Source organism: Bacillus cereus group sp. Bce041, from assembly GCF_052646455.1.
Genome location: NZ_JBQXON010000001.1, coordinates 688,736 through 712,774 on the forward strand (window position 1 = coordinate 688,736; position 24,039 = coordinate 712,774).

Sequence of the window (24,039 nt, forward strand, 5' to 3'; positions counted from 1 at the left end):
TTCTTCTTACATTTACTATAAGAAAAATAAGAAAAAGAAACGAGTGATTTCCCTTACAAAACGTTTTGTTATCTTACAGTTTTGTCATTTTTCTCATCAATGTATGATATTCTTCATCTTTTGCAAATTGGAACGTGAATGTTGTCCCTTCTCCTTCATCCGATTGAACATACATTCCATGATGTAAATTATCGCAAATTTCCTTCGTAATATATAAACCCATTCCAGTCGCTTCTCTCGTTTTACGGCCATTTACCCCCGTAAAGAATGGATCAAATATACGCTTTACATCTTGCTCTGGAATACCGATTCCATTGTCCTTAATATGTAATAACACCTTTTGGTCTTTCTCTTCAATTTGAAATTGAATTTCTTTTTTCTCTGCCGCTGAAATTTTTGTATACTTAATTGCGTTTACAACAATTTGACCTATAGCAATACTTAGCCATTTTCTATCAGAGGCAACCATACAAGTATCTTCTTCAAACATCACTTTCGGAAATACAGACGATTGAATGAAGGATTTCCGATTTTCATTAATAATACCTCGCACGACATCTATAACATTTACTACTTCTACCTTATAATCTTTCGCAAACTGCTCTAGTCTTGCCATATGTAACGCTAAATCTAAACCATTTAGTATACGGTTATTTTCTTCACGAATACTTTCAACTGTTGCTCTTGCCTCACGATGCTCTTTGCCAAACTTTTGCAGCAATAATTCAATAACAGATACTGGTGTTTTCATTTGGTGAATCCATTGGTTCATAAATATCATTTGCTGTTGCTCTTTCGCATGCTGTTTATGAACTTCATTCATATATTGCTGTCTTAATAACGTAAAAGATTCAACGACCATTTCTTGCTCTGATGTATAAGATTCATCAATAAGTAAAGAGTCATGTAATGTATTTCCACCAGTAACATACTTTTCGATCCTCTTTAAAAACACACTCCGTTTTCGGTAATCGTAAATGAGGTATACAGTAAACACAACTGTTCCTAATAAAAGTCCATATAACCATGTACTCCAATCAATGGATCGCTTTTCTAAAAGACTTTGCAACTGTAAAACGAGCCCAAATAAACAAAGGCTAACAATATAAGAAAGAATTAAAGAAAAGCGGTCCATGAGGTAAATTTTAACCTTCATGCCCTTCGCCCCACTCCGTAAGAAGCGCATAACCATATCCACGTTTCGTTACAATTGCATTTTTAATGCCTAACTCCTCTAGTTTCTTCCTTACACGTTTTACATTTACGGTTAATGTATTATCATCCACAAATGCTACTTCATCCCATAGAGCTTCTAACAGTTCTTCGCGCGTTACATATTGATTCACCTGTTTCATTAAACACTCTAATAAGTAAAACTCATTTTTTGTCAGTTCAGTTTGTTGTCCTTGCCACTCAACAATATGCTGAGACGGGAATAACAACAGTCCATTTACACCTAAACAATCACTCTCAGCAGCAGAAGCATACTCTCCGTAACCACGGCGAAGCGCACTCTTCACCTTTGCCATTACGATATCTAAATGGAATGGCTTCGTAATATAATCATCGCCGCCATTTTCAATCGCCATTACTTGGTCCATTTCTCCTGTTCTTGCAGAAACAAAAATAATTGGCGCATTCGATACAGTACGAATTTGACGACACCAATAAAAACCGTCAAAGTACGGTAAATTAATATCAAGTAACACGAGATGAGGATTCACTTTTACAAACTCATCTTTTATTTGACGTAAATCACTTGCTCTAAATGATTGATAGCCATATCTTTCTAAATGCTCTTCTAATATTCCCGCGATTTTCTCATCATCTTCTACAATTAATATTTTATACATGTTCGTTTTCTCCCCATAAAAAATTCTTCTAAAAACCACTCCCCTTTTTATTATAAATTGAAAATTTAATTAGTGGGGATTTTTCCCTATACAAATCCGATTTTTACGATATAAAAAAAAGACTGCCGTATTTCGGCAGTCTTAATCGATAAATTCAAATTCATATTCAAGAATTTTTACAATATCTCCGTCTTTTGCACCACGTGCACGAAGCGCTTCATCAATACCCATTCCGCGCATTTGACGAGCGAAACGACGTACAGATTCATCACGTGAGAAGTCTGTCATCTTGAATGTTTTCTCGATATCGTAACCAGAGATAACAAACGTGCCATCACTTTCACGTGTAATTTCAAATTTAACACCTTCAGTATCAAATTTGTACATTACACTTGTATCAGACTCATCCGCAACTTCATGTATTGGGAATTCTGGTGTTGTTTCTATTAAGTTCGCTACTTCAAACAGTAAGTCACGAACACCTTGTCTTGTTACAGCTGAGATTGGGAAGATTTTTACTTCGTCTCCCACTTTCTCTTTAAATGCTTGTAAGTTTTCTTCTGCATCTGGCATATCCATTTTGTTTGCAACAACAACTTGCGGACGCTCAGTTAAGCGAAGATTGTATTCTTTCAATTCATTATTAATCGTTACGTAATCTTCATATGGATCACGGCCTTCTAAACCAGACATATCAATAACATGCACGATTACACGTGTACGCTCAATATGACGTAAGAATTGGTGTCCAAGTCCGACGCCAGCATGTGCGCCTTCAATTAGTCCTGGAAGGTCAGCCATAACGAAGCTGCGGTTATCACCAGTTTCAACAACACCAAGATTCGGAACGATTGTTGTGAAGTGATACTCTGCAATTTTCGGACGCGCTGATGATACAACAGATAATAATGTAGATTTACCTACACTTGGGAATCCAACAAGTCCAACGTCTGCTAGTACTTTAAGTTCTAGAATAACATCACGCTCTTGACCTGGTTCCCCGTTCTCAGCGATTTCTGGCGCTGGGTTCGTAGCTGTTGCGAAACGTGAGTTACCACGGCCACCACGGCCACCTTTTGCAATTACAGCAGTTTGTCCATGCGTTACTAAATCGGCAAGAATTTGACCAGTTTTTTCATCTTTTACTACTGTTCCTGGCGGAACCTTTACAAGTAAATCTTCAGATTTACGTCCGTGCTGACCTTTACTCATTCCGTGCTGACCGCGATCAGCTTTGAAATGACGTTGGTAGCGGAAGTCCATTAATGTACGTAAGCCTTCCTCAACTACGAAAACAACATCTGCACCTTTACCTCCGTCGCCACCTGCTGGGCCACCTTTTGGTACATACTTCTCACGACGATACGCAACCATACCATTACCACCGTCGCCGCCTTTTACATATATCTTGACCTGATCTACAAACATTATTTCACCACACTTTTTTCAATTGGTTGTAATATAACTGAGACTTCTTCGTCTCGCACTGTATAAGAAATGGAATACCATTTATTGTTTTGGGTCGCAAGCCAATTCTGTAGTTCTTCTACACTCGTTAGCTTACCACGAAAATCAAAAAAGAAACGAGCATTATCCGCGTCACATTCAATTGTGATACAAACATAATTTTCAACATATACGTCTAAACTATGCTGAAGCATCGAGAAAAATTGATTCGTCCATGTACATACAGTCTCATCTAAGTGAGATAAGTTATGTAATTTCCCTAATACTTCGTACTCCAATAAGCACGGCTGCTGTTTCCAATTATATGTTAAAATCCACTCTGAAAATAAAGGCATTGATAGCCCCATCAGGTTGGATTCTTGTCTCGCTTCTTGGACAAAACGATCGATGAGACTATGAATTTCTTCCACTTTTCCAAGGGAAAGGTTTCCTTTCACCATCTGCATACGATTGAGCCAATCATGTCTTGAATGGCGCAATGCATCTATAATTGTCCATTTTTCATTCATTTAGATACCCCTTAATATAGAAAAACTCTAACCTGCACTCAGGTTAGAGTTTTCCGTGAGTTCTTATGCTTCTTGAGCAACAGGATATACGCTCACTTGTTTGCGGTCACGACCAAGACGCTCAAAGCGTACTACGCCGTCAACTTTCGCGTATAAAGTGTCATCGCCACCACGACCAACGTTAACACCTGGATAAATTTTTGTACCGCGTTGACGGTAAAGAATTGAACCACCTGTAACCGTTTGACCATCTGCGCGTTTAGCACCAAGACGTTTTGACTGAGAGTCACGACCGTTCTTTGTACTACCTACACCTTTCTTAGATGCGAAAAACTGAAGATCTAATCTTAACATACGTTACACCTCCTGCACTTTTTCTATTAAACGGATATACTTTCCGTAATCAAGTTCGATCGTCTTAAGCGAAACAACTAATCCTTCTAAAAGCGTTTGTGCTTTTTCTGCTGCATGAACGTCTAAATCATTAGGCAATTCATACGTTAAGAATCCGCCATCACTTCCGAGTTCAATAGTTGCTTGCACATTACAAAGTTCTTCCACTGCATTTATAGAACCAAACACAACCGCTGTAGTTCCAGCACAGACAAGGTCTTGTCCATGTGGCGCATAATCGGCATGTCCAGTCATTTTAAATGATTGGATACTTCCTAATTTCGTGCGACTTATCGTAATTTTAATCATGTTAACCAGAATTAAGCGTTGATAGCTTCAACAACTAGCTTAGTGTAAGGTTGACGATGACCTTGTTTCTTACGATTGTTCTTTTTCGCTTTGTATTTGAAAACGATGATTTTCTTAGCGCGACCTTGTTTTTCAACTTTCGCAGTAACTGTTGCACCTTCTACAACTGGGCTACCAACTTTAACGTTTTCGCCACCAACGAAAAGAACTTTGTCAAAAGTAACAGTTTCACCAGCTTCAACATCTAATTTTTCAATGTAGATTGCTTGACCAGCTTCAACTTTAATTTGTTTTCCACCTGTTTCGATAATTGCGTACATACTTGCACCTCCTCTTACTTACTAAGACTCGCCAAAAACGAGGTAGACATAAATGCCTTTAGGGAACCTGTCTTGTGCGGTTGTAGCATATAGCCGTTTAGGTGCTATAAACTATAACATAAAGATGTTATCATGAATCATAGACGGTTGTCAATAAATGTTCTGCTAACTATTTTTTCCGTTCTACAATTTCTTTTTTACTTCCAAAACGAACGATAGCATACTTTTCGATAATATCATCTTTGAAATAAATTTCAAATGGAATATTTTTTTGTAATCCTTTTTGCAAAAACTGTTTTTGCAGTTCTTTAGGCGCAGCGATTAATACTGCTTCATCTTCTATATTGCCATATGTGATTAGTTCTCTCTCTAACTCATACGCAATTGTTTCATGCGACATCACATAACCCGTCGCTTTGCAAGGTACACACTCTTTTAATAATACGTCCCGTAAAGAATGCTTTTTACGTTTACGTGTCATTTCCAAAATCCCTAGCTCCGTAAAGCCGAGCACCCTTGTATATGTTCGGTCATCTTGCATAGCAGCTATGAGACATTCTCTTACCTTTTCTTTATCTTCTCTTTTTTTCATATTAATAAAATCAATTAATATCATACCACCAATATCACGAAGTCTTAATTGGCGTGCAATTTCTTCAGCGGCTAGCTCATTTGTACGAAGTACTGTATCTTGTAAATTTTGTTTTCCCGTAAACTTGCCCGTATTCACATCAATTACAGTCATCGTCTCCATTTGTTCTACAATTAAATAAGCACCATTTGGAAGCCAAACAATTTTTTGGAGTGCTTTCTCAATCTCACGCTCTATTCCAAAATGGTTAAACATCGAAGACTTTTCATTATAAAAAGATACTTTTTCTTTTCCAACTTTGTCTTCTAATTCCTTTACTATACTTCTTGTATCTACAACTACTTTTTCAATTGTTTCAATTGGGTTCTCTTGAAATACACGATCTAAAAAGGTCGCCGGTCGATGAAGTAATAACGGCACCTTTCCTTGACCCTCTTTTCTTTTTAACTCTTCATACAACTGTTGTAATCCTTGCATTTCAGCTTGTATTTCTTCAATTGCTCCTTTTTCAGAAGCAGAACGGAAAATGTACCCCCCCGTTCCCTCTATTTCAATTTGGAGTAACTGTTGTCTTCTTTTATTATTTTTTATTTTTCGAGAAACAGCGCGCATCTCATCAAACGGCATATAAACGACATATTTCCCGGTAAATTCTATATTCGCTGTCAATTTAGGCCCTTTCGTATCAATTGCCTCTTTCACAACTTGTACGAGTATCGCTTGCCCTTCATGTATACGATAAGAAGATGGTACATCATCGTATGAAAGGTAAGCATGTTTTTCTAAACCGATGTTTACAAAAGCTGCATTCATTCCAGCAATTGTTCTTACGACACGTCCAACATAAATATGCCCAACAATCTCTTGCTCTTCATTACGTTTCCATAAAAACTCAACAATCTTTTTCTTCTCTTCAATTGCAACGCGCTTTTCCGAACCAGCGTAATTCACATATAACGTTTTCAAAATTATTTCCTCACTTTATAATCTTCTTTGCTTTTACAATAATAAAAGGTTAGTGCTATCGTCAACACTAACCGATTAATTCTTCAACTGATGAAGTTGTTCGTTTTTCAGTAAAATATGCATAGAGCAATTCATTTTCATCCAATGTGTAATGCTCTTTATATTTTCCACGGACGATAATAGAATGCTTATATCCTCTACGAAATTTTGTGAAGATCGTATATAAACGATCTTCCGTTTGCACTTCAATAGGTGCAATCTTTTCGATTCCTCTTTTGTTTCCATAATAACGTTCTAATAAAAAACGCATAAATGCATACCGTCTTTGTTTCCACTCCTGATATAATGACACTGCTAAAAATATGAGTAGTACCCACATCATAATATTGTTACTATTCCAAAGTAACTGCCATCCTAATATTACACTAAAAAAAACACATGACAATTGCATCATCTTTTCATGTGCTTGTAAATAAGGGAAACGATATGATAATACATTAAACAATACTTTCCCGCCATCTAACGGCCAAATAGGAAGTAAATTGAATGCTAAAATAATTATATTATTCCACATGAAGAAATAATATAAATCTGCATTCAGCCAACCAGCTTTGAACAACATATAACCTACCAGCATCATCCAAACATGTTGAATCGGTCCTGCAATTACGACAACAAGTTCCTCTTTCAATGACTTATTACCATGTTCCTCAAGCTCGGCAACGCCACCAAACGGCAAAAGCTGAATTCTTTTTATACGCCAATTATAGTGTGCTGCTGCAAAAGCATGCCCAAGTTCATGAATAAGAACAATACAAAATAACAGTAGTAACTCTTTAAAACGCGCAGTAAAAATACCAATGACAATAATAACCCAAAATAATGGATGCACGGAAATTTTCGTTAAAACGTCCCTATATTTAATCAAATGATATCACCTGGATCGGATCAATAAATTTCTCATTCTTTTTTATCGCGAAATAAAACTTTCCATTTTTATCATTTGTATCATTACTCACCGTTCCAATTTTTTGTTTCTTTGAAACGTAATCATATAATTTCACTGACATATCGTTTAAGTTTGCATACCATGACTCCGTACCATCTGCATGTTGAATTTGAACTGTATTTCCAAGTTCCTCTTTCTTGCCTGCAAAAACAACTAACCCTTCATTTACTGACTCCACTTTTGCATTTGTAGCTGTTTGGACAAATACACCTTGGCCATTTTTTTGAAACCCTTGCATTACCTTTCCAGAAGCAGGAATTGCATAATCTTTTTGCTGAATACTTCCTTCTTTTTTCTCGTTCGGCGAATAGAATACAAGCGGTTTTCCAAATTGCTTTTCGTACCATTTCGCTACAGTAGCAAACTGAAATTCCTCTTTCATCACTTTTTCTGTAACAGCTTTAGCTCCATTGAATGAAGAAGGAGCATTCTTATATAAAATAGCAACCGAAAGAACTAATATTGCTGATAATAAAACTTTGAAGAAAAAGACTTCCTTTCGAAATAAAGGATGCATTTCCTTTTCTCCATCTTCAATAAATACTGCTTCACTATCAAAATTCCCTCCGTTAAAATACTGCTCTTCCTCCATCCTTTCTTGCTCGGCCTTCCTTTTTGCAATCCGCTTTTTAATTTCTTCTACGCGTCTATTCTTCATACTGTCTCCTTTCTTTCGTTAAGCTAATTTCATTAGAAACAGTTGTATACAGTTTGTACATATGTATGAGCTAAGAAAGAAAGATATTCGTGTGAAGAAAAAAGAAAGCACCTCGCATATGTGCGAAGTGCTCTTAACGGATTCCAAAGAAGTTTTTCACCTTTGCAAATACCGATACCTTTTCTTGTTCAAATGCTTGTAATGGTACATTCTCACCTAACAAGCGTCTTGCAATATTACGATAAGCCAACGCTGCTTTTCCGCTTGGTTGCAACGCCACAGGTTCACCTGTATTTGTAGCTCGAATAACTTCATCGTCATCTTCGACAACACCAAGAAGCTCGATTGACAATGTACGTACAATTTCATCAACATCTAACATATCCTGTTCATGAAGCATATGACTACGTACACGGTTAATAACAAGTTTGGGTGGTTCAATATCCTCTTTTTCTAAAAGCCCAATAATACGATCCGCATCGCGCATTGAGGATACTTCTGGAGTCGTAACAACGATTGCTTTATCCGCACCAGCTACCGCATTTTTAAATCCCTGCTCAATCCCCGCAGGACAATCGATTAATATGTAATCATAATCTTGACGTAATACTTGTATTAATTCATCCATTTGTTCAGGTGTTACCGCTGATTTATCACTCGTTTGTGCTGCAGGTAATAAATAAAGATCATCAAAACGTTTGTCTTTAATAAGAGCCTGAGGTAAACGGCAACGCCCTTCAACGACATCAACAAGATCAAATACAATACGATTTTCCAGCCCCATTACTACGTCTAAATTTCGAAGACCGATATCTGTGTCAATTAAGCACACTTTCTTTCCAGATAACGCTAGGGCCGTACCAATGTTCGCAGATGTAGTAGTTTTACCTACTCCGCCTTTTCCAGATGTAATTACTATTGCCTCTCCCACAGCTATACAATTCCCCTTTCTAACTTTGTTAAATTAGGTCTAAGATGAGTGAGAAGTTGCAGGCGATCGACAACAATGTGATTGTTCTCATTAATATACGCACATTCTGCCGCCTCCGCTCCGTCTTCTTTCTCTTCCGGAGCCCGCATTGCCACATCACTAATTCGAAGTTGCATCGGGTTCATAACAGATGCAGCGATTACAGCATCCGAATCCCCATAATACCCAGCATGTGCAATTCCTCTTAATGATCCTACGACAAAAATATTCCCCCCAGCGATAACCGTTCCGCCTGGATTAACATCTCCAATTAACAACAAATTTCCTTTTACATGTAAAACTTGTCCAGAGCGAACAATTTTGGAAATAGGGACAATTTCTGTTTCTTCTTTCCAAGCTATTGCTTCTGCTTTAGTGATAACATCACTTTCAATTGAATCCACAACAAGATTCTTTTTATTACGAATTAACGTACGAATCTCTTCTTGTTGGACTTCTGTTAAATAACGATTTCCTACTTTCACATGCACTTCAATTAAAGAGCGCCCATCACCATCGTAGTAATGTGTAGAAAGTTTTTCGTCTAATTCCATCAATAATTCTGAGAATGAACAACAATCATCTAAATGAAGCGTTATCCCATCTTTTGTCCCTTTTATCGTTACATTTTGTTGCTTTTTTTCTTCCACTAAAGTTCACCCCACCGATTCAATTCGACATAAAATTAGAAAATCCTTTTTTCTTTTTCTTCCATCGCTTTTGAAAGACGCACTATATATCGTCTCAGTGGGAAACAAACTATCAATAAGAAAATAGCATTTAACAATAAAGTAGAAAGGAGACGATCTGTGAAAAAGACATACGCTGGCATATGAGTACGTCCTAATAAAGTTAAGAATCCATACACATAATACTCTAGTGCTACAACGCTAGCTAATATGATAGAAACAACAATAAATAAATTCAATTGTAGTACTTTCATCACACTATATACTAAATAAGCTAAAATCGGATAAGCAAAAATATATATCCCGACAAGTTCTGTGTATACGGTATCAAATAAGAAGCCAAATAATAGTCCGTAATAAATCCCTTGGACCGGACTATAATACACTGTAATAAAACATAAGACGATTATAAAGAAATGCGGTGCTGCTATGCTGTCTTTCCAAAACACATCCGTTGGAACAACAGTAGCAAACATATTTTCAAATAGAAACACAAAAAGGAGCAAAAGAGGAAGAGCTGCTCTTTTTAATATCTTCATCATCTCTTCTTCTCCTCCTATTCTAATGGCGCTGAAGGTGTTGCACGTTTAGCAACCGTAATATGCTCTACGTCATTTAAATCAGCGGCAGGTTTTACATAAGCTGTTTTTGTTAAGCCATATGCATCCGGCTGAACTTCAACGATTTTTCCAATTACAAGACCTTTCGGGAAAATATCACCCAGTCCAGATGTTACAACTAGTTGATCTTTCTCTACCGGTGCATCAGAGCCAATCTTTGTGAAAAGAAGTAATTGCTTTTCTTTGTCATAACCTTCAATCAATCCAAAGATTTTCTCTTGCCCTTGTACAATAGCAGAAACGCGATTTGTTCGGCTCATAGAACTTAGTAATTCTACTGATGATGTAAACTGAGATACACTTTTCACTCTTCCAACTAACCCTTGTGAAGTTACTACAGCCATATCTTTTTTAATTCCTTGCTGTGCCCCTTTATCAATTCCAATTAAATCGTACCATTTATCTGGATTACGAGAAACAACAGTAGCTGGAATTTCAGTATACCCGCTATTTAACTCTTTTTTACCAGTTAGCTCTTGTAACTTCTTGTTATCATCTTCTAATTGTTTTACTTTCCCTGATAGACCTGCATAATTATCTAATTTTGCTTTTAATTCTTTATTCTCTTCATACGTGCGCTTTACATCCTCTACATTTTCGAAGAATCCAGCTACGTATTTCGCTGGCTTTTGGAATACACGTTCTACAACACCGACAGTATCTTTAACAAACTGCTCTGGCCATGTTAAACTGTTCCGTTCTTTCAATGAGATTCCAATCAATGCCACGAGAAGAATAATACTAACCAACAAAACAATTAATCTTTTGTTTAAGAAAAACTGTGGCACGTTCACACCCTCTTAATTTCACTGATTTTTATTTTGCAATATTATCGAGCAGCAGTTTTGAAAAGATCGATATTGTCTAATGCTTTACCTGTTCCAATTGCTACGCAATCTAATGGATCTTCTGCAACAAGAACTGGCATTTTCGTTTCTTCACTAATTACTTTATCTAAATTACGTAGTAATGCCCCGCCACCTGTTAATACGATACCGCGGTCCATAATATCAGCCGCTAATTCAGGTGGAGTTTTTTCTAACGTATTTTTAACTGATTCTACAATCGCATCTACTGTATCTTTTAATGCATCTGCAATTTCTTCTGGCTGAATTAGTACTGTTTTTGGTAAACCACTTACTAAATCACGACCGCGAATTTCCATAGGCTCGATACCTTCTGGCTCGCCTGCAGAACCAATTTCTAATTTTAATGCTTCAGCTGTTCTTTCACCGATCATTAAGTTATAGCTTTTCTTAATGTACTGAATGATTGAATCGTCCATATCATCACCAGCAACACGGACTGACTGGCTTGTTACAATACCACCTAGAGAAATAATTGCAACTTCTGTTGTACCACCACCGATATCAACAACCATACTACCAGTTGGTTCCCAAACAGGTAAGTTTGCACCAATTGCTGCTGCAAATGGCTCTTCGATAGGATAAGCATCACGAGCACCCGCTTGACGAGTCGCATCGATTACTGCACGTCTTTCTACAGCTGTAATACCAGATGGTACACATACCATTACATACGGCTTACGTGAGAAGAAACCGTTTGATTTTTGAGCTTGTTGAATGTAATATTTCATCATTGTTGCAGTTGTTTCATAATCAGCAATTACACCGTCTTTCATCGGGCGAAGTGCCACAACGTTCCCTGGTGTACGACCAATCATTTGTTTTGCATCGCTACCTACAGCAACGATTTGTTTCGTATCAGTTTGTAACGCAACTACTGAAGGTTCACGTAAAACTACACCTTTTCCTTTTACATATACAAGCGTGTTCGCAGTTCCTAAGTCTATTCCAAGATCGCGAGTAAATCCACCAAATCCAAACATATTATTTATCTTCCTTTCTTGTTTTCACGGACTCATTTTTTCTTACTTTATATTATAAAAACAGTACGTTTTTTATATCTTTATCCTTTTTGTAGATAAATTTCTACAAAAAACTCATAAATCACATTATAAAACAAAATAAGTAAAAAGCATAGTCTTAAATATGACCTTTTTCCTTTAAACTCACGAATTTATGGTCACCTATTATAATATGATCAAGCACTTCAATTCCGATAATCTGGCCGCATTCTACTAAGCGTTTTGTTACTGCAATATCTTCACGGCTCGGCGTGGGATCTCCTGAGGGATGGTTATGAAGACATATGATAGAGGCTGCTGCACGACGGAAGGCTTCTTTAAAAACTTCCCTCGGGTGTACAATTGACGTGTTTAAACTTCCAATAAAGATCGTTTGCCTATGTATAACTTGATTTTTTGTATTTAAATATAAACAAACAAAATGCTCTTGTTGTAAAAAACGCATTTCTTCCATCATGTATTTCGCACAATCTTCTGGACTTCGAATACTATATCTATTTTGATATTCTAAACGTACCATTCTTCTGCCTAGTTCAAAGGCTGCCATAAGTTGCGATGCCTTTGAAATCCCAATACCATGTATACTAATTAGCTCTTCTAATGTTGCATCTTTCAACATACGTAAGCCATCAAATTGATGTAAAATTTTATCTGACAACTTTAAAACTGTTTCTTCTTTAGAACCTGTTCTGAGTAACACTGCGAGAAGCTCTCGATTTGATAAACTTCCAGCACCTTCTAACAATAAACGCTCCCGTGGCTGTTCTTCTCTTACAACATCACGAATACCGTTCATCTCTCCACCCCTTTATTTGTTCTCTCAAAGAAAACCCCATGCAATTTTACGCATGGGTTACATCAATATCAAATTGTTTTAATTCCCGAACGAGACGTGCAATTGGTAAGCCAACTACACTATAGTAGTCCCCTTGAATATTTTGAACGAAAATAGATCCTTTACCTTGAATCCCATAACTACCGGCTTTATCAAAAGGTTCTTTCGACGCGACGTATGTATCAATTTCCTCTTCTGTTAACTCCCAAAATGTAACTTCTGTACGCTCATAAAAAGTAACCGTTTTTTCTTTTGCTATAATTGCAACACCTGTATACACTTCATGTGTTTTCCCTGATAGTAATTGCAACATCTCTTTCGCCTCATCCTCATTAGAAGGCTTACCAAGAATACGCGACTCATATATAACAATTGTATCTGCACCTAACACAATGTGATCACTATTATTTTCTGCCACCGCTGATGCTTTTTGCAAGGCAAGCGACATTACAATATCAGAAGGCGATGAATATGCACCAATTGTTTCCTCTACTTCACTTACAACGATTTCAAATGGCACACTAGCTAACTCAAGCAATTCCTTCCTCCGAGGTGACCCTGAAGCTAAAATTATTTTTCTCATATTTTCTCCTTCCTTTCTCACATGAAGCAGAACAATTTATATTAATCGTATCAAAGGAATAGTTTGCCCACAAATGAAAGAAATATTAATTTCTCTAACTAAAATAACACTTCTTTATTGCATACGATTATATTCCTGTCATAGAGAAAGCACTTTGCTCTAAATTCAAAAGAAAAGAAAGAAGTACATGTACTTCTTTCTTACTCATTTTATTATCCTATCATTTCACTTTCTACGAAACAATTTTTTCATACGAGAGTAAACCATCAATAATAACTTGATTTAATTTCGCCAAAGATTCCTTATCCATCTTCCCATCTTTTACTGTTTGTACAGCTACCGACGTATACATATACAGTTTCTTTGCTTCTTCTTGTTTCATACTTTTCCCTTCTTTTTCAACCTTTTTCCATTCTTTTTCAATTACTTCTATATCTTTTGCGCTGCTTTTTCCACCAACTTGTACGCTAGAAGCATATTTTGCTAAATGAGTGTATAATGGCTGCACTTTTGTTAAAAATGTTCCTACTTCTTTATCATCTTTCAGCAATGCTTTATCTGTTATATCCCAGTTCTTTTTTAAAACGGAGACACCATCATTTTTATACTTAGTCATTAATTGATTTATAGACTGTTCATCGCTAGCAATACCAACAACTATTGCATACTTATCACCGCTCGGTCTCAAAGCACCAATGCCCCCATTGCCTTTCCATTCTTCAAGAGCTGCCTGTCCCTTTTCTTCAGAAGAATAAAGCCCCCCTTGAACAAAAAATAATTTCATTGGATCCAATGACGTTCCTGCTTGTGCTTTTTGTTTTTCTTCTTTCGGTGCTGGTGTTTGTTCTGCCGTTCCACCCACCTTTGATTCTCCATTTCCACTCGGCCTTGAAGCTGTCACTTCACTTCCTCCTGTCGTTCCTTGTCCAGTAAGTAAATGAAGCATCCCCATTCCAAACGCCGTACCGATAATGATTGCAGTTGCAACGATTACAATTAATGTATTACTCCACTTCTTTCGGTATTTTTCCACAGACATTGATTTCGCTTTTTGAAACGGAACAACATTTTTCGGTCGTTCACTTTCTACTACCATCCATTCAAATTCATCTTTCTTTTTTTCCTCATACTTCGCTTCTGTTCCATTCACTTTCACTGAGATCGTTCGTGATTGCTTGTCCATACACTCACACCTCACCTCTTATCGTTGTCCGCATCATATCATATTCATTTCATAAAAAAACGAGATATTTGTCAGAGGAATTCGCCAAATAACCCTATATATTTATCTTATATGTATGCATTTGACTTCATTTGTAGAACAAAAAAACTAGATAGCAAAGACTATCTAGTTTTTCTCGCAAATATATTTTCGTACTTCAGAAATGAAATAAAGAGAACCTGTTATGATAAAAACATCATTTTCTGCTATCATTTCAACTTTTGTATCAATTGCCTCTTTCCAATTTTCAAAAACTAATTTTGATTCTTTCTGTGAATATGATGCAAGCTTATCAGCAGAAATAGCACGATCAAAGGCGAATGTTGTAAAAATAATTTCATCTGCAATGGTTTCTAATTGGCCTACCATGTTATGTAATTGTTTATCACCAAGGGCAGTAAATAACACTATTACATTTTTATCTTTGTAATGCGCTTCTACTGTTTTCACAAGGCTTTCGATACCTTCTGGATTATGAGCACCATCTATAATAATATCTGGATTATTTTGCAGTTTTTCAAAGCGCCCCACCCAATACGCTTCCTGTAATCCAGTTCTTATTTCTTCTTCCTCAATTAAAAATGATAAGTATGTTTTTACATACATGACTGCCATAAGCGCAAGTGCTGCGTTTCCTACTTGGTGGCTGCCTTTCATTGTGATTCGCACATCTTCAAAAGAGGCGAAAGGACAAGTGAAATCGAACTGTTCTCCATCTTCACTAGACTGTTTATGTAATGCTGTAAAATGGTTGCCCATCTCGTATAAGTTTGCATGATTTTCCTTTGCAACATTTTGAATGACTTGCAAAGCTTCTTCATCTTGTACACCAGTAATTACCGGCACGCCAGACTTAATAATCCCCGCCTTTTCATATGCAATTTCTCCTAGTGTATTTCCTAAAATATGCATATGATCGTGACCGATATTCGTAATAATCGTGAGAACAGGGTGTATAACATTGGTAGAATCAAAACGTCCACCAAGCCCTGTTTCAAATAAAACAACATCACAGAAATTGAATTTGCCGAAATAGCAAATCGCCATAACAGTAATAATTTCAAACTCTGTCGCTTCCCCTAAATCCGTTTCATCTAGTTTTTCCACGACTGGTTTTACCAGCTTTACAAGTTCAGTAATCTCTTCGTCTGCAATTGGTGTTCCATTCACACTAATGCGTTCATTAAATGATTCGATGTAAGGAGAGGTAAACGTTCCTACCTTATATTTCGCGCCTTCTAACATGTAACGCATATATGTTAACGTTGAACCTTTTCCATTTGTACCAGCAAGATGAACACATTTTATATGACGCTCTGGATTTCCAAGTTCTTCTAACATCCAATTCATTCTTTCTAATCCTGGCTTAATTCCAAATTTCAATCGGCTATGGATCCACCCTATCGCTTCTTCGTATGTATGTATCACGTATATTTTTCCCCTTTCAAAAGACAACTTTCATAGTTCTATTATACGCAAAGAAAAGAGACTCACCAATATAGTGAGTCTCTAAAAACATTTTTACTTTTCAAGATCTGCTAGACGTTGACGAACTGCTTCGCGTTTTTCTAGGTAATCTTGCTCTTTCGCACGCTCTCCTTCAATAACCGCTGCAGGAGCTTTCGCTACGAAACCTTGGTTAGAAAGTTTCTTCTGTACACGTTCTACTTCTTTATCGAACTTCTCAAGTTCTTTCTCAAGACGAGCTCTCTCTTCATCAAGATTGATAAGATCAGCTAACGGTAAGAATAACTCTGCACCTGATACGATTGCAGTCATTGCTTTTTCTGGCGCTTGTAATTCCGTTTGAATTGTTAATTCGCTTGGGTTACAGAAACGCTCAATGTAAGAGCTATTTTTCGTAAGTTGAACAAGTACAGCCTCATCTTTTGCTTTAATTTGCATTTGAACTTTTTTGCTCATTGGCGTATTTACTTCTGCACGGATGTTACGAACAGAGCGAATGATATCAACTAGAAGGTGCATTTCTGCCGCAGCCTCCGTATCTTGTAAATCTTCGCGAACTGTTGGCCACGCAGCTACTGTAATAGACTCGCCTTCATGCGGTAAATGTTGCCAAATTTTCTCTGTTACGAATGGCATGAATGGGTGTAATAGACGCATTGTTTGATCTAATACGTAAGCTAAAATAGAACGAGTTGTTTTCTTAGCTGCTTCATCTTCACCGTATAGTGGAAGTTTCGCCATTTCAATATACCAATCACAGAAATCGTCCCAAATGAAGTTGTATAATGAACGACCAGCTTCACCGAACTCATATTTATCCATGTTACGTGTTACGCTTTCGATTGTTTCGTTTAAGCGAGTTAAGATCCACTTATCCGCAACTGATTTTTCACCAGTTAAATCGATTTCTTCATACTTCATATCATCCATGTTCATTAATACGAAACGTGATGCGTTCCAAATTTTATTAATGAAGTTCCAAGTAGATTCTACTTTTTCCATGCTGAAACGTAAATCTTGACCTGGTGCACTTCCTGTTGATAAGAAGAAACGCATTGCATCTGCACCGTACTTCTCGATAACATCCATTGGATCAATACCGTTACCAAGAGATTTACTCATTTTACGACCTTGCTCGTCACGAACTAAACCGTGAATTAATACATCTTTAAATGGACGCTCGCCTGTAAACTCTAAACCTTGGAAAATCATACGAGATACCCAGAAGAAGATGATATCATAACCCGTTACTAGTGCATCTGTTGAATAGTAACGTTTGAAGTCTGCTGAATCTTCATTTGGCCAACCAAGTGTGGAGAATGGCCATAATGCTGAACTGAACCATGTATCAAGTACATCGTTATCTTGATTCCAGTTTTCAATATCTGCTGGTGCTTCTGTACCTACGTATACTTCACCAGTTTCTTTATGGTACCAAGCTGGAATACGGTGTCCCCACCATAATTGACGAGAAATACACCAGTCATGAATATTTTCCATCCAACGTAAATATGTGTTTTCAAAACGCTCTGGTACGAACGTTACTTTTTCTTCTTCTTTTTGTTGAAGCGCTACTGCTTTTTCAGCAAGTGGAGCCATTTTTACGAACCACTGTGTTGATAAATAAGGCTCAACAACCGCACCGCTACGCTCACTATGACCTACTGAATGCATATGTGGCTCGATTTCTACTAATACGCCAGCTTCTTGTAAGTCTTTTACTAATTCTTTACGGCATTCGAAACGATCCATACCGTTATACTTACCAGCTTTTTCGTTCATCGATCCATCTTCGTTCATTACTAAGATGCGTGGTAAGTCATGACGGTTACCTACTTCAAAGTCATTCGGGTCATGAGCTGGTGTAATTTTTACAACGCCCGTTCCGAAATCTTTTTCTACGTACTCATCAGCAATAATCGGAATCTCACGGCCTACGATTGGAAGTGTAACTGTTTTTCCGATTAAATGTTTGTAACGATCGTCTTCTGGATGAACTGCTACTGCTGTATCACCAAGCATCGTTTCTGGACGAGTAGTAGCAAGACGAATGTGACCAGAACCATCTGTTAACGGATAGTTCATATGGTAGAATGCACCTTGAACTTCTTTATGAATTACTTCAATATCAGAAAGAGCTGTACGTGTTGCTGGATCCCAGTTGATGATATATTCACCACGGTAAATTAAGCCTTTTTCGTATAATTGAACGAATACTTTATTAACCGCATCTGATAAACCTTTGTCTAATGTGAAGCGTTCACGAGAATAGTCTAGTCCTAAACCAACTTTCCCCCATTGTTGACGAATGTGAGAAGCGTACTCTTCTTTCCACTCCCAAGCTTTTTCAAGGAATTTTTCACGGCCAAGATCGTAACGTGAAATACCTTCTTCACGAAGTTTTCCTTCTACTTTCGCTTGTGTTGCGATACCAGCATGGTCCATTCCTGGAAGCCATAGTACATCGTATCCTTGCATACGCTTCGTACGAGTTAAAATATCTTGAAGAGTTGTATCCCAAGCATGACCTAAGTGTAACTTACCAGTTACGTTCGGAGGTGGAATTACAATTGTATACGGTTGTTTCTTCTCGTCTCCTGTTGCTTCAAAATATTTGCCTTCAAGCCACCATTGATAAAGGCCTTCTTCAACGGACATATGATCATATTTAGTTGGTAAATTCTTTTCCGTGTTTGACATTATTTTCCCTCCTTAAAATAAAAAATGTCCCTCATCCAAAAAGGACGAGGGACATCGCGGTACCACCTTTATTTACAAACAAATTCATAATTTGCTTATACTCTTAATTTGATAACGGACAAATCCGTCTTTTCCTAATAAGAACTATTCCGTTCAGAAAAGATGCTCCAGGGCTACCTTCTAACATAACTATCTAGAGAATCTCCCAGCTAATGATTCTCCTCTCTGAAGACGTTTCATGTTATACTCTTCCCCTTCAAGGCATTTATATGATTGTTAATTATTATATACAATAGTGTAAAAAACGAAACCTTATTCGTCAAGATAAATTTAAAACTACAGCTTTTGGTGCCAAAAAGAAGATAAGTAGAATCCTCTACTTATCTTCTTTACCCCGCTATTTGTGGGCAGTAAGACCTCCACCTCAAAACTCAGCTGAAGCAAAGAAGTTAGATGGGAGCCCTGGTGCCCGTAAACGCCCAATTAGTGAAGGCTAATCATCAGCGGGGAATGTTTACTTTATCCGTTCCCTTGCTGGGCAGCTTGTAATTGTGACAGGAAATATTCTATATTGCTAACGAGCCAATGCGATTGTTGCAAACTCTTTACTCCGCGCAGTTCATTTTCCTCGTTATGATTATCTCTTCTTTTCTTATAAGACTGGATTTGCCGAATAAATTGCGATGGATACGTCATATACGCAAACATAAGTAGTTGCTCTTCTTTCGTAAAAGGGAAATTTTTTTGATACATTTGAAACCATTCAAACCGATCACTTCTTGCGATTGGATATGTGTTTAAAGACCGTGAATAAAAACCTACTATATCTTGCACAGGCGTTGCAAACTTCGATTTTTCTAAACTAATAAAATAGCCATTCCGTTCATAGTCAAATAAAAAATGATTCAGTGACACATTACCATGCACAAAAGTAATACGCGTTTTCTCCTTTTCTTTCATCGCATCGTTCCACTCATTTAATTGCTTCGTTGCAAATTCACGCGCTCTCATTACATGATGATAGTACGTACAATATTGCAATTCAAACGGGGACATATACCATTTTGATTCAGATTCTACGAGAAACTCTTCTAACATCTCACCATCATTTTCCCAACGATCGGATATACTTGTATAATGTTTTTCTAAATCTTCTTCCGTATACGTTTCTTCCTTCACAGTTTTTTGATGCAACGTTCCAAGTGTCTGAAACATTTTATGGTATTGATCATTGTCCTCACCGTTTCCTTCTGCACGTTCTAACCAAGGCATTAAATAATAATTATACGTCCCGTCACTTAAAATATAACTTCCATCCGTCGCATGATATATAGGTACATAATTTGAAAAACCTTTCTCCTTCAAATATTGAATATGATGCAGAAAGTTATTCCGCTCTAACTTTCTGCCTTCTATTTTCTTGAGTGCATATGGACCTTGATTCGTATAAATTTTCATTACATTTCCGTGCTCTTCCATATGCTGCGTATCCAATCTATATTGCCTCACGATAGGTTCATAGTGATTTCGCAACTCAATATCCATACGAATAACCCTTTCTATTCAAAACATAGCCTCTAAGAAAGGAAGTGAGTGAAAACACTCACTTCCTTATTTCGCCTTTACCCTTGAAACGGGAATATAAATAATTTGCCCCGTATTTAAAAATATATCTTCTGTTTGATTGACACGGTATAAATTTTGTACAGACGTTTCATAACGGTCTGCAATAGATTCAATTGTATCCCCTTCTTGCACGAAATACATTCTTAACTTTGTAAATTCTTCTTCCGGTTCTTTCGTAAATAGTTTTGTTAAATAAAGCGCATTTTCATCTCGCTGTGAGTACTCTTCTTCTTGTTCTTCCTGCTTTTTCGCTTTTTCTTTCTTGAAATCTTTTCGTCCGAACAGTTCAAATTGCGGCGTTGTTTCTTGCTCCTCTTCACGTTCCACAAATTCATGTTCTTCTATTTTCTCTTCTTCTAATTCCTGCTCTTTTCTTTCCTCTAATTGGAACGGTTCAAATGCGTAATCTTCCCACTCATCTGATTCCTTATATGCTGGTTCTTCTACATGCGGCGCCGGTCTATTTTCATCCTCTTGCGCTGAATCTTCTTCTAACTCAGCATACACCGTTTCTTCCTCTTCAACTTCATCCTCGCTTCTCTCTTCATCACACAAACCGGTAATAGATATATCCGCTAATAATTGTAAGCAACCATTTTCCTTTAATTCATAATCAAATTCCTCGATTGATACATATAGCTCTTCAATTACTTTCACTCGATTTCTCGGAATTGATATTTCAAGTGGAAAGGAATGAACAAGTTCATTAACCCCATCTTCTCTTGTTTCTACATAATCAATTGACTTTGCTGGCGATAGTTCTCTTAATGAATACGCGGAATCATCTTTTCGTGCAACATACTCTCCCGTTAAATCTAATTGTCCTCTCACGATTACTTCATGATCAAGCTCTTCTATCTCAACGTCTGGATCTAACGAAATTGACAAAAGTTCTTCGACTTCCTGTCCTTTTTGGAACCACACAGATTCTTTTAATGAAAATCGTAATGAATGATCTGTAGCCACTTCTTTTCCCCCTCCCAAACTATATGTCATTACAGATTTATGTGTGGGAAGCTTACTTTATGAATAAAAAAAATCGCTCCCCTTATGGAGAGCGATTTTCTCTAATACACTACGCTTTTAATTTTGACATTGCAATTTCAGCTGCTGCAATCGTCGCTTCAATATCTGCATCACTATGTGCTGTCGATAAGAATAAACCTTCGAATTGAGATGGTGGTAAGAATACACCTTGTTCTACCATTTCACGATAGTAAGCCGCAAAGAATTCTAAGTTTGAAGATTTTGCTGCATCGTAATTAATAACGGGTTCATCCGTAAAGAAAATACCAATCATAGAGCCTGCACGGTTAATATGATGCGGAATGCCATGTTTTTCAGCTGCTTTACGTAATCCAGCTTCTAACATTTCAGCTTTACGCTCAAATTCTACATATGATTCTGGCGTTAACTGTACTAACGTTTCATAACCTGCCGCCATTGCAAGTGGATTACCTGATAAAGTACCAGCTTGGTAAATCGGTCCGCTTGGCGCAACTTGGCGCATAATTTCCGCTTTACCACCGTATGCTCCTACCGGTAAACCACCACCGATTACTTTACCTAGGCATGTTAAATCAGGCGTTACGCCATAATAACCTTGGCCACAATTATAAGCTACTCGGAACCCTGTCATTACTTCATCAAAAATAAGCAATGCACCGTTTTGTTCTGTTACTTCACGAAGACCTTCTAAAAATCCAGGCTGCGGAGGAACAACCCCCATATTTCCTGCTACTGGTTCTACAATTACACAAGCAATATCATCACCGAATTGTTCAAACGCGTATTTTACGCTTTCTAAATCGTTATAAGCTACTGTAATCGTATTTTTCGCTACACCTTCTGGTACACCAGGACTATCTGGTAAACCTAAAGTCGCCACACCAGAACCAGCTTTAATTAATAACGAATCACCATGACCGTGGTAACAACCAATAAATTTCAAGATTTTATTACGACCTGTATAACCACGAGCTAAACGTAGTGCACTCATTGTTGCTTCCGTTCCAGAGTTAACCATACGCACAATCTCAATTGATGGCACGCGCTCAATAACAAGTTTTGCTAATTTATTTTCAATTTCTGTTGGTGCACCGAAGCTTGTACCTCTTTCAGCAACAGATTTTAACGCTTCTACAACACGATCATTTGCATGACCATGAATTAAAGGACCCCATGATAATACGTAGTCGATGTATTCATTCCCATCGATATCATATACTTTAGAGCCTTTTCCACGCTCCATAAACAACGGATTCATCCCAACAGACTTAAAGGCACGAACCGGGCTATTTACGCCACCAGGCATTAAGTCTTGCGCCTCTTCAAACGCTGCAATTGACTTATCAAACTTTTTCATTATTTAGCGCCTCCTTCTTGTAACCATCTTGCTGCATCTTTTGCATGATACGTAATAATTAAATCTGCCCCTGCACGTTTCATACTAATTAATTTTTCAAGAACAACTTCTTTTTCATTAATCCAACCATTTTGCGCTGCCGCTTTAATCATCGAATATTCACCACTTACATTATAAGCGACAACTGGTAAATTAAAGTTATTTTTCACATCACGAACGATATCTAAGTAAGAAAGAGTTGGTTTTACGATTAAGAAATCTGCACCTTCCATTACATCTGATTCTGCTTCACGGAATGCTTCCATACGGTTTGCCGGATCCATTTGATATGTTTTACGGTCACCAAATTGCGGTGCACCGTGCGCAGCATCACGGAATGGTCCATAAAATGCTGATGAATATTTCACAGCGTACGACATAACTGGCACGTGTCCAAAACCATTTTCGTCTAATGCATGACGAATTGCTGTTACGAAGCCGTCCATCATGTTTGATGGCGCAATAATATCCGCTCCTGCTTTCGCTTGACTTACAGCTGTTTTCGCAAGAACTGCAAGAGACTCGTCATTTAAAATAATCCCATCTTCAATTACACCGCAATGACCATGGCTTGTAAATTGACATAAACATGTATCTGCAACTACTACTAGCTCAGGGAAATCACCTTTAATTTGCTGAATAGCACGTTGTACAATTCCATGATCACAATATGCTGATGATCCAACTTCATCCTTTTCAGCAGGTAAACCAAATACAATAACAGAACGAATACCTAAATCAACAACTTCTTGCATTTCAGCTTGCAATAAATCTAAAGACATTTGATATACGCCCGGCATAGAAGGAACTTCATTACGAACATTTTCACCTTCTAATACAAAAATAGGGTAAATAAAATCTTCCGTATGTAAAAACGTTTCACGCACAAGTGCACGCATGCCCCCGCTTTGTCTTAAACGACGATGACGATTAAATTGTAAAGAGTTCATAGATTTCTA

At 37.4% G+C, this 24,039-nt stretch carries 24 protein-coding genes and 2 other annotated features; all 24 genes read right to left on the reverse strand.

Annotated elements, in window-relative coordinates:
* Nucleotides 1-73: 73 nt before the first annotated feature.
* Nucleotides 74-1,156 carry a HAMP domain-containing histidine kinase gene (locus tag ACUN13_RS03600; protein ID WP_445423663.1) on the reverse strand — a complete coding sequence of 361 codons (1,083 nt, stop codon included), beginning with the start codon at nucleotides 1,154-1,156 and terminating at the stop codon, nucleotides 74-76.
* Complete coding sequence (locus ACUN13_RS03605) at nucleotides 1,146-1,853, reverse strand: response regulator transcription factor (protein ID WP_000276723.1); 708 nt, start codon at nucleotides 1,851-1,853, stop codon at nucleotides 1,146-1,148. The genes ACUN13_RS03600 and ACUN13_RS03605 overlap by 11 nt, the downstream gene beginning before the upstream one ends.
* A 141-nt stretch (nucleotides 1,854-1,994) precedes the next feature.
* Nucleotides 1,995-3,281: a GTPase ObgE gene (gene obgE, locus ACUN13_RS03610; RefSeq protein WP_000497128.1), complete on the reverse strand. Its 1,287-nt coding sequence runs from the start codon at nucleotides 3,279-3,281 to the stop codon at nucleotides 1,995-1,997.
* Entirely contained in the window at nucleotides 3,281-3,829 is a 549-nt protein-coding gene (locus ACUN13_RS03615) for a sporulation initiation phosphotransferase B (protein ID WP_001003584.1), read from the reverse strand. The genes obgE and ACUN13_RS03615 overlap by 1 nt, the downstream gene beginning before the upstream one ends.
* Before the next feature lie 63 nt (nucleotides 3,830-3,892).
* Nucleotides 3,893-4,183 carry a 50S ribosomal protein L27 gene (gene rpmA / locus ACUN13_RS03620; protein ID WP_000944958.1) on the reverse strand — a complete coding sequence of 97 codons (291 nt, stop codon included), beginning with the start codon at nucleotides 4,181-4,183 and terminating at the stop codon, nucleotides 3,893-3,895.
* A 3-nt stretch (nucleotides 4,184-4,186) separates the two neighbouring features.
* A complete protein-coding gene (locus ACUN13_RS03625) occupies nucleotides 4,187-4,531 on the reverse strand; it encodes a ribosomal-processing cysteine protease Prp (RefSeq protein ID WP_001973720.1) in 345 nt (114 codons plus the stop codon).
* Nucleotides 4,532-4,542: 11 nt separating this feature from the next.
* On the reverse strand, nucleotides 4,543-4,851 hold the full coding sequence (gene rplU / locus ACUN13_RS03630) for a 50S ribosomal protein L21 (RefSeq protein ID WP_000270907.1): 309 nt from the start codon (nucleotides 4,849-4,851) through the stop codon (nucleotides 4,543-4,545).
* Nucleotides 4,852-4,865: 14 nt separating this feature from the next.
* Nucleotides 4,866-4,943 (reverse strand) — a sequence feature (ribosomal protein L21 leader region).
* 77 nt (nucleotides 4,944-5,020) lie between these two features.
* The gene (locus ACUN13_RS03635; protein WP_000855491.1) at nucleotides 5,021-6,409 is read right to left on the reverse strand and encodes an Rne/Rng family ribonuclease; all 1,389 of its coding nucleotides are present in this window, start codon (nucleotides 6,407-6,409) and stop codon (nucleotides 5,021-5,023) included.
* 67 nt (nucleotides 6,410-6,476) lie between these two features.
* The gene (spoIVFB, locus tag ACUN13_RS03640; RefSeq protein ID WP_000599058.1) at nucleotides 6,477-7,337 is read right to left on the reverse strand and encodes a stage IV sporulation intramembrane metalloprotease SpoIVFB; all 861 of its coding nucleotides are present in this window, start codon (nucleotides 7,335-7,337) and stop codon (nucleotides 6,477-6,479) included.
* Nucleotides 7,330-8,076 carry a stage IV sporulation protein SpoIVFA gene (spoIVFA, locus tag ACUN13_RS03645; protein WP_000797471.1) on the reverse strand — a complete coding sequence of 249 codons (747 nt, stop codon included), beginning with the start codon at nucleotides 8,074-8,076 and terminating at the stop codon, nucleotides 7,330-7,332. Before spoIVFA ends, spoIVFB begins: the two co-directional genes overlap by 8 nt.
* A gap of 133 nt (nucleotides 8,077-8,209) precedes the next feature.
* Nucleotides 8,210-9,007 (reverse strand): septum site-determining protein MinD, encoded by a 798-nt coding sequence (gene minD, locus ACUN13_RS03650; protein ID WP_000503309.1) that lies wholly within the window; start codon nucleotides 9,005-9,007, stop codon nucleotides 8,210-8,212.
* 2 nt (nucleotides 9,008-9,009) lie between these two features.
* Complete coding sequence (gene minC / locus ACUN13_RS03655) at nucleotides 9,010-9,696, reverse strand: septum site-determining protein MinC (RefSeq protein WP_000391521.1); 687 nt, start codon at nucleotides 9,694-9,696, stop codon at nucleotides 9,010-9,012.
* Nucleotides 9,697-9,731: 35 nt separating this feature from the next.
* A complete protein-coding gene (gene mreD, locus ACUN13_RS03660) occupies nucleotides 9,732-10,277 on the reverse strand; it encodes a rod shape-determining protein MreD (RefSeq protein WP_000975766.1) in 546 nt (181 codons plus the stop codon).
* Between the two features lie 14 nt (nucleotides 10,278-10,291).
* Nucleotides 10,292-11,143, reverse strand: coding sequence for a rod shape-determining protein MreC (mreC, locus tag ACUN13_RS03665; RefSeq protein WP_001135488.1), 852 nt, complete (start codon nucleotides 11,141-11,143; stop codon nucleotides 10,292-10,294).
* Nucleotides 11,144-11,184: 41 nt separating this feature from the next.
* On the reverse strand, nucleotides 11,185-12,204 hold the full coding sequence (gene mreB / locus ACUN13_RS03670; protein WP_000466736.1) for a cell shape-determining protein MreB: 1,020 nt from the start codon (nucleotides 12,202-12,204) through the stop codon (nucleotides 11,185-11,187).
* 157 nt (nucleotides 12,205-12,361) lie between these two features.
* Nucleotides 12,362-13,039, reverse strand: coding sequence for a RadC family protein (radC, locus tag ACUN13_RS03675; RefSeq protein ID WP_001013390.1), 678 nt, complete (start codon nucleotides 13,037-13,039; stop codon nucleotides 12,362-12,364).
* A 46-nt stretch (nucleotides 13,040-13,085) separates the two neighbouring features.
* Nucleotides 13,086-13,661: a Maf family protein gene (locus ACUN13_RS03680; protein ID WP_445423664.1), complete on the reverse strand. Its 576-nt coding sequence runs from the start codon at nucleotides 13,659-13,661 to the stop codon at nucleotides 13,086-13,088.
* Nucleotides 13,662-13,893: 232 nt separating this feature from the next.
* Nucleotides 13,894-14,844: a stage II sporulation protein B gene (locus tag ACUN13_RS03685; RefSeq protein ID WP_445423665.1), complete on the reverse strand. Its 951-nt coding sequence runs from the start codon at nucleotides 14,842-14,844 to the stop codon at nucleotides 13,894-13,896.
* 165 nt (nucleotides 14,845-15,009) lie between these two features.
* Nucleotides 15,010-16,311 (reverse strand): bifunctional folylpolyglutamate synthase/dihydrofolate synthase, encoded by a 1,302-nt coding sequence (locus tag ACUN13_RS03690; protein ID WP_445423666.1) that lies wholly within the window; start codon nucleotides 16,309-16,311, stop codon nucleotides 15,010-15,012.
* Nucleotides 16,312-16,404: 93 nt separating this feature from the next.
* Nucleotides 16,405-19,050, reverse strand: a complete 2,646-nt coding sequence (locus ACUN13_RS03695; RefSeq protein ID WP_445423667.1) for a valine--tRNA ligase — start codon at nucleotides 19,048-19,050, stop codon at nucleotides 16,405-16,407.
* Between the two features lie 37 nt (nucleotides 19,051-19,087).
* Nucleotides 19,088-19,319, reverse strand: a binding site (T-box leader).
* 250 nt (nucleotides 19,320-19,569) lie between these two features.
* Nucleotides 19,570-20,595: a spore coat protein YsxE gene (gene ysxE, locus ACUN13_RS03700; protein ID WP_088345821.1), complete on the reverse strand. Its 1,026-nt coding sequence runs from the start codon at nucleotides 20,593-20,595 to the stop codon at nucleotides 19,570-19,572.
* Nucleotides 20,596-20,661: 66 nt separating this feature from the next.
* A complete protein-coding gene (gene spoVID / locus ACUN13_RS03705; RefSeq protein ID WP_002024850.1) occupies nucleotides 20,662-21,672 on the reverse strand; it encodes a stage VI sporulation protein D in 1,011 nt (336 codons plus the stop codon).
* A gap of 79 nt (nucleotides 21,673-21,751) precedes the next feature.
* Nucleotides 21,752-23,041, reverse strand: coding sequence for a glutamate-1-semialdehyde 2,1-aminomutase (hemL, locus tag ACUN13_RS03710; RefSeq protein WP_000712943.1), 1,290 nt, complete (start codon nucleotides 23,039-23,041; stop codon nucleotides 21,752-21,754).
* A complete protein-coding gene (hemB, locus tag ACUN13_RS03715) occupies nucleotides 23,041-24,030 on the reverse strand; it encodes a porphobilinogen synthase (RefSeq protein ID WP_088345820.1) in 990 nt (329 codons plus the stop codon). Before hemB ends, hemL begins: the two co-directional genes overlap by 1 nt.
* Nucleotides 24,031-24,039 lie beyond the last annotated feature (9 nt).

Bases quoted from the DNA above. Each gene is read 5' to 3' on its own strand.
- ACUN13_RS03600 (WP_445423663.1), bottom strand. From the start codon at position 1,156: ATGAAGGTTAAAATTTACCTCATGGACCGCTTTTCTTTAATTCTTTCT.
- ACUN13_RS03605 (WP_000276723.1), bottom strand. From the start codon at position 1,853: ATGTATAAAATATTAATTGTAGAAGATGATGAGAAAATCGCGGGAATA.
- obgE (WP_000497128.1), bottom strand. From the start codon at position 3,281: ATGTTTGTAGATCAGGTCAAGATATATGTAAAAGGCGGCGACGGTGGT.
- ACUN13_RS03615 (WP_001003584.1), bottom strand. From the start codon at position 3,829: ATGAATGAAAAATGGACAATTATAGATGCATTGCGCCATTCAAGACAT.
- rpmA (WP_000944958.1), bottom strand. From the start codon at position 4,183: ATGTTAAGATTAGATCTTCAGTTTTTCGCATCTAAGAAAGGTGTAGGT.
- ACUN13_RS03625 (WP_001973720.1), bottom strand. From the start codon at position 4,531: ATGATTAAAATTACGATAAGTCGCACGAAATTAGGAAGTATCCAATCA.
- rplU (WP_000270907.1), bottom strand. From the start codon at position 4,851: ATGTACGCAATTATCGAAACAGGTGGAAAACAAATTAAAGTTGAAGCT.
- spoIVFA (WP_000797471.1), bottom strand. From the start codon at position 8,076: ATGAAGAATAGACGCGTAGAAGAAATTAAAAAGCGGATTGCAAAAAGG.
- mreD (WP_000975766.1), bottom strand. From the start codon at position 10,277: ATGATGAAGATATTAAAAAGAGCAGCTCTTCCTCTTTTGCTCCTTTTT.
- mreB (WP_000466736.1), bottom strand. From the start codon at position 12,204: ATGTTTGGATTTGGTGGATTTACTCGCGATCTTGGAATAGACTTAGGA.
- radC (WP_001013390.1), bottom strand. From the start codon at position 13,039: ATGAACGGTATTCGTGATGTTGTAAGAGAAGAACAGCCACGGGAGCGT.
- ACUN13_RS03680 (WP_445423664.1), bottom strand. From the start codon at position 13,661: ATGAGAAAAATAATTTTAGCTTCAGGGTCACCTCGGAGGAAGGAATTG.
- ACUN13_RS03685 (WP_445423665.1), bottom strand. From the start codon at position 14,844: ATGGACAAGCAATCACGAACGATCTCAGTGAAAGTGAATGGAACAGAA.
- ACUN13_RS03695 (WP_445423667.1), bottom strand. From the start codon at position 19,050: ATGTCAAACACGGAAAAGAATTTACCAACTAAATATGATCATATGTCC.
- ysxE (WP_088345821.1), bottom strand. From the start codon at position 20,595: ATGGATATTGAGTTGCGAAATCACTATGAACCTATCGTGAGGCAATAT.
- spoVID (WP_002024850.1), bottom strand. From the start codon at position 21,672: ATGACATATAGTTTGGGAGGGGGAAAAGAAGTGGCTACAGATCATTCA.
- hemL (WP_000712943.1), bottom strand. From the start codon at position 23,041: ATGAAAAAGTTTGATAAGTCAATTGCAGCGTTTGAAGAGGCGCAAGAC.
- hemB (WP_088345820.1), bottom strand. From the start codon at position 24,030: ATGAACTCTTTACAATTTAATCGTCATCGTCGTTTAAGACAAAGCGGG.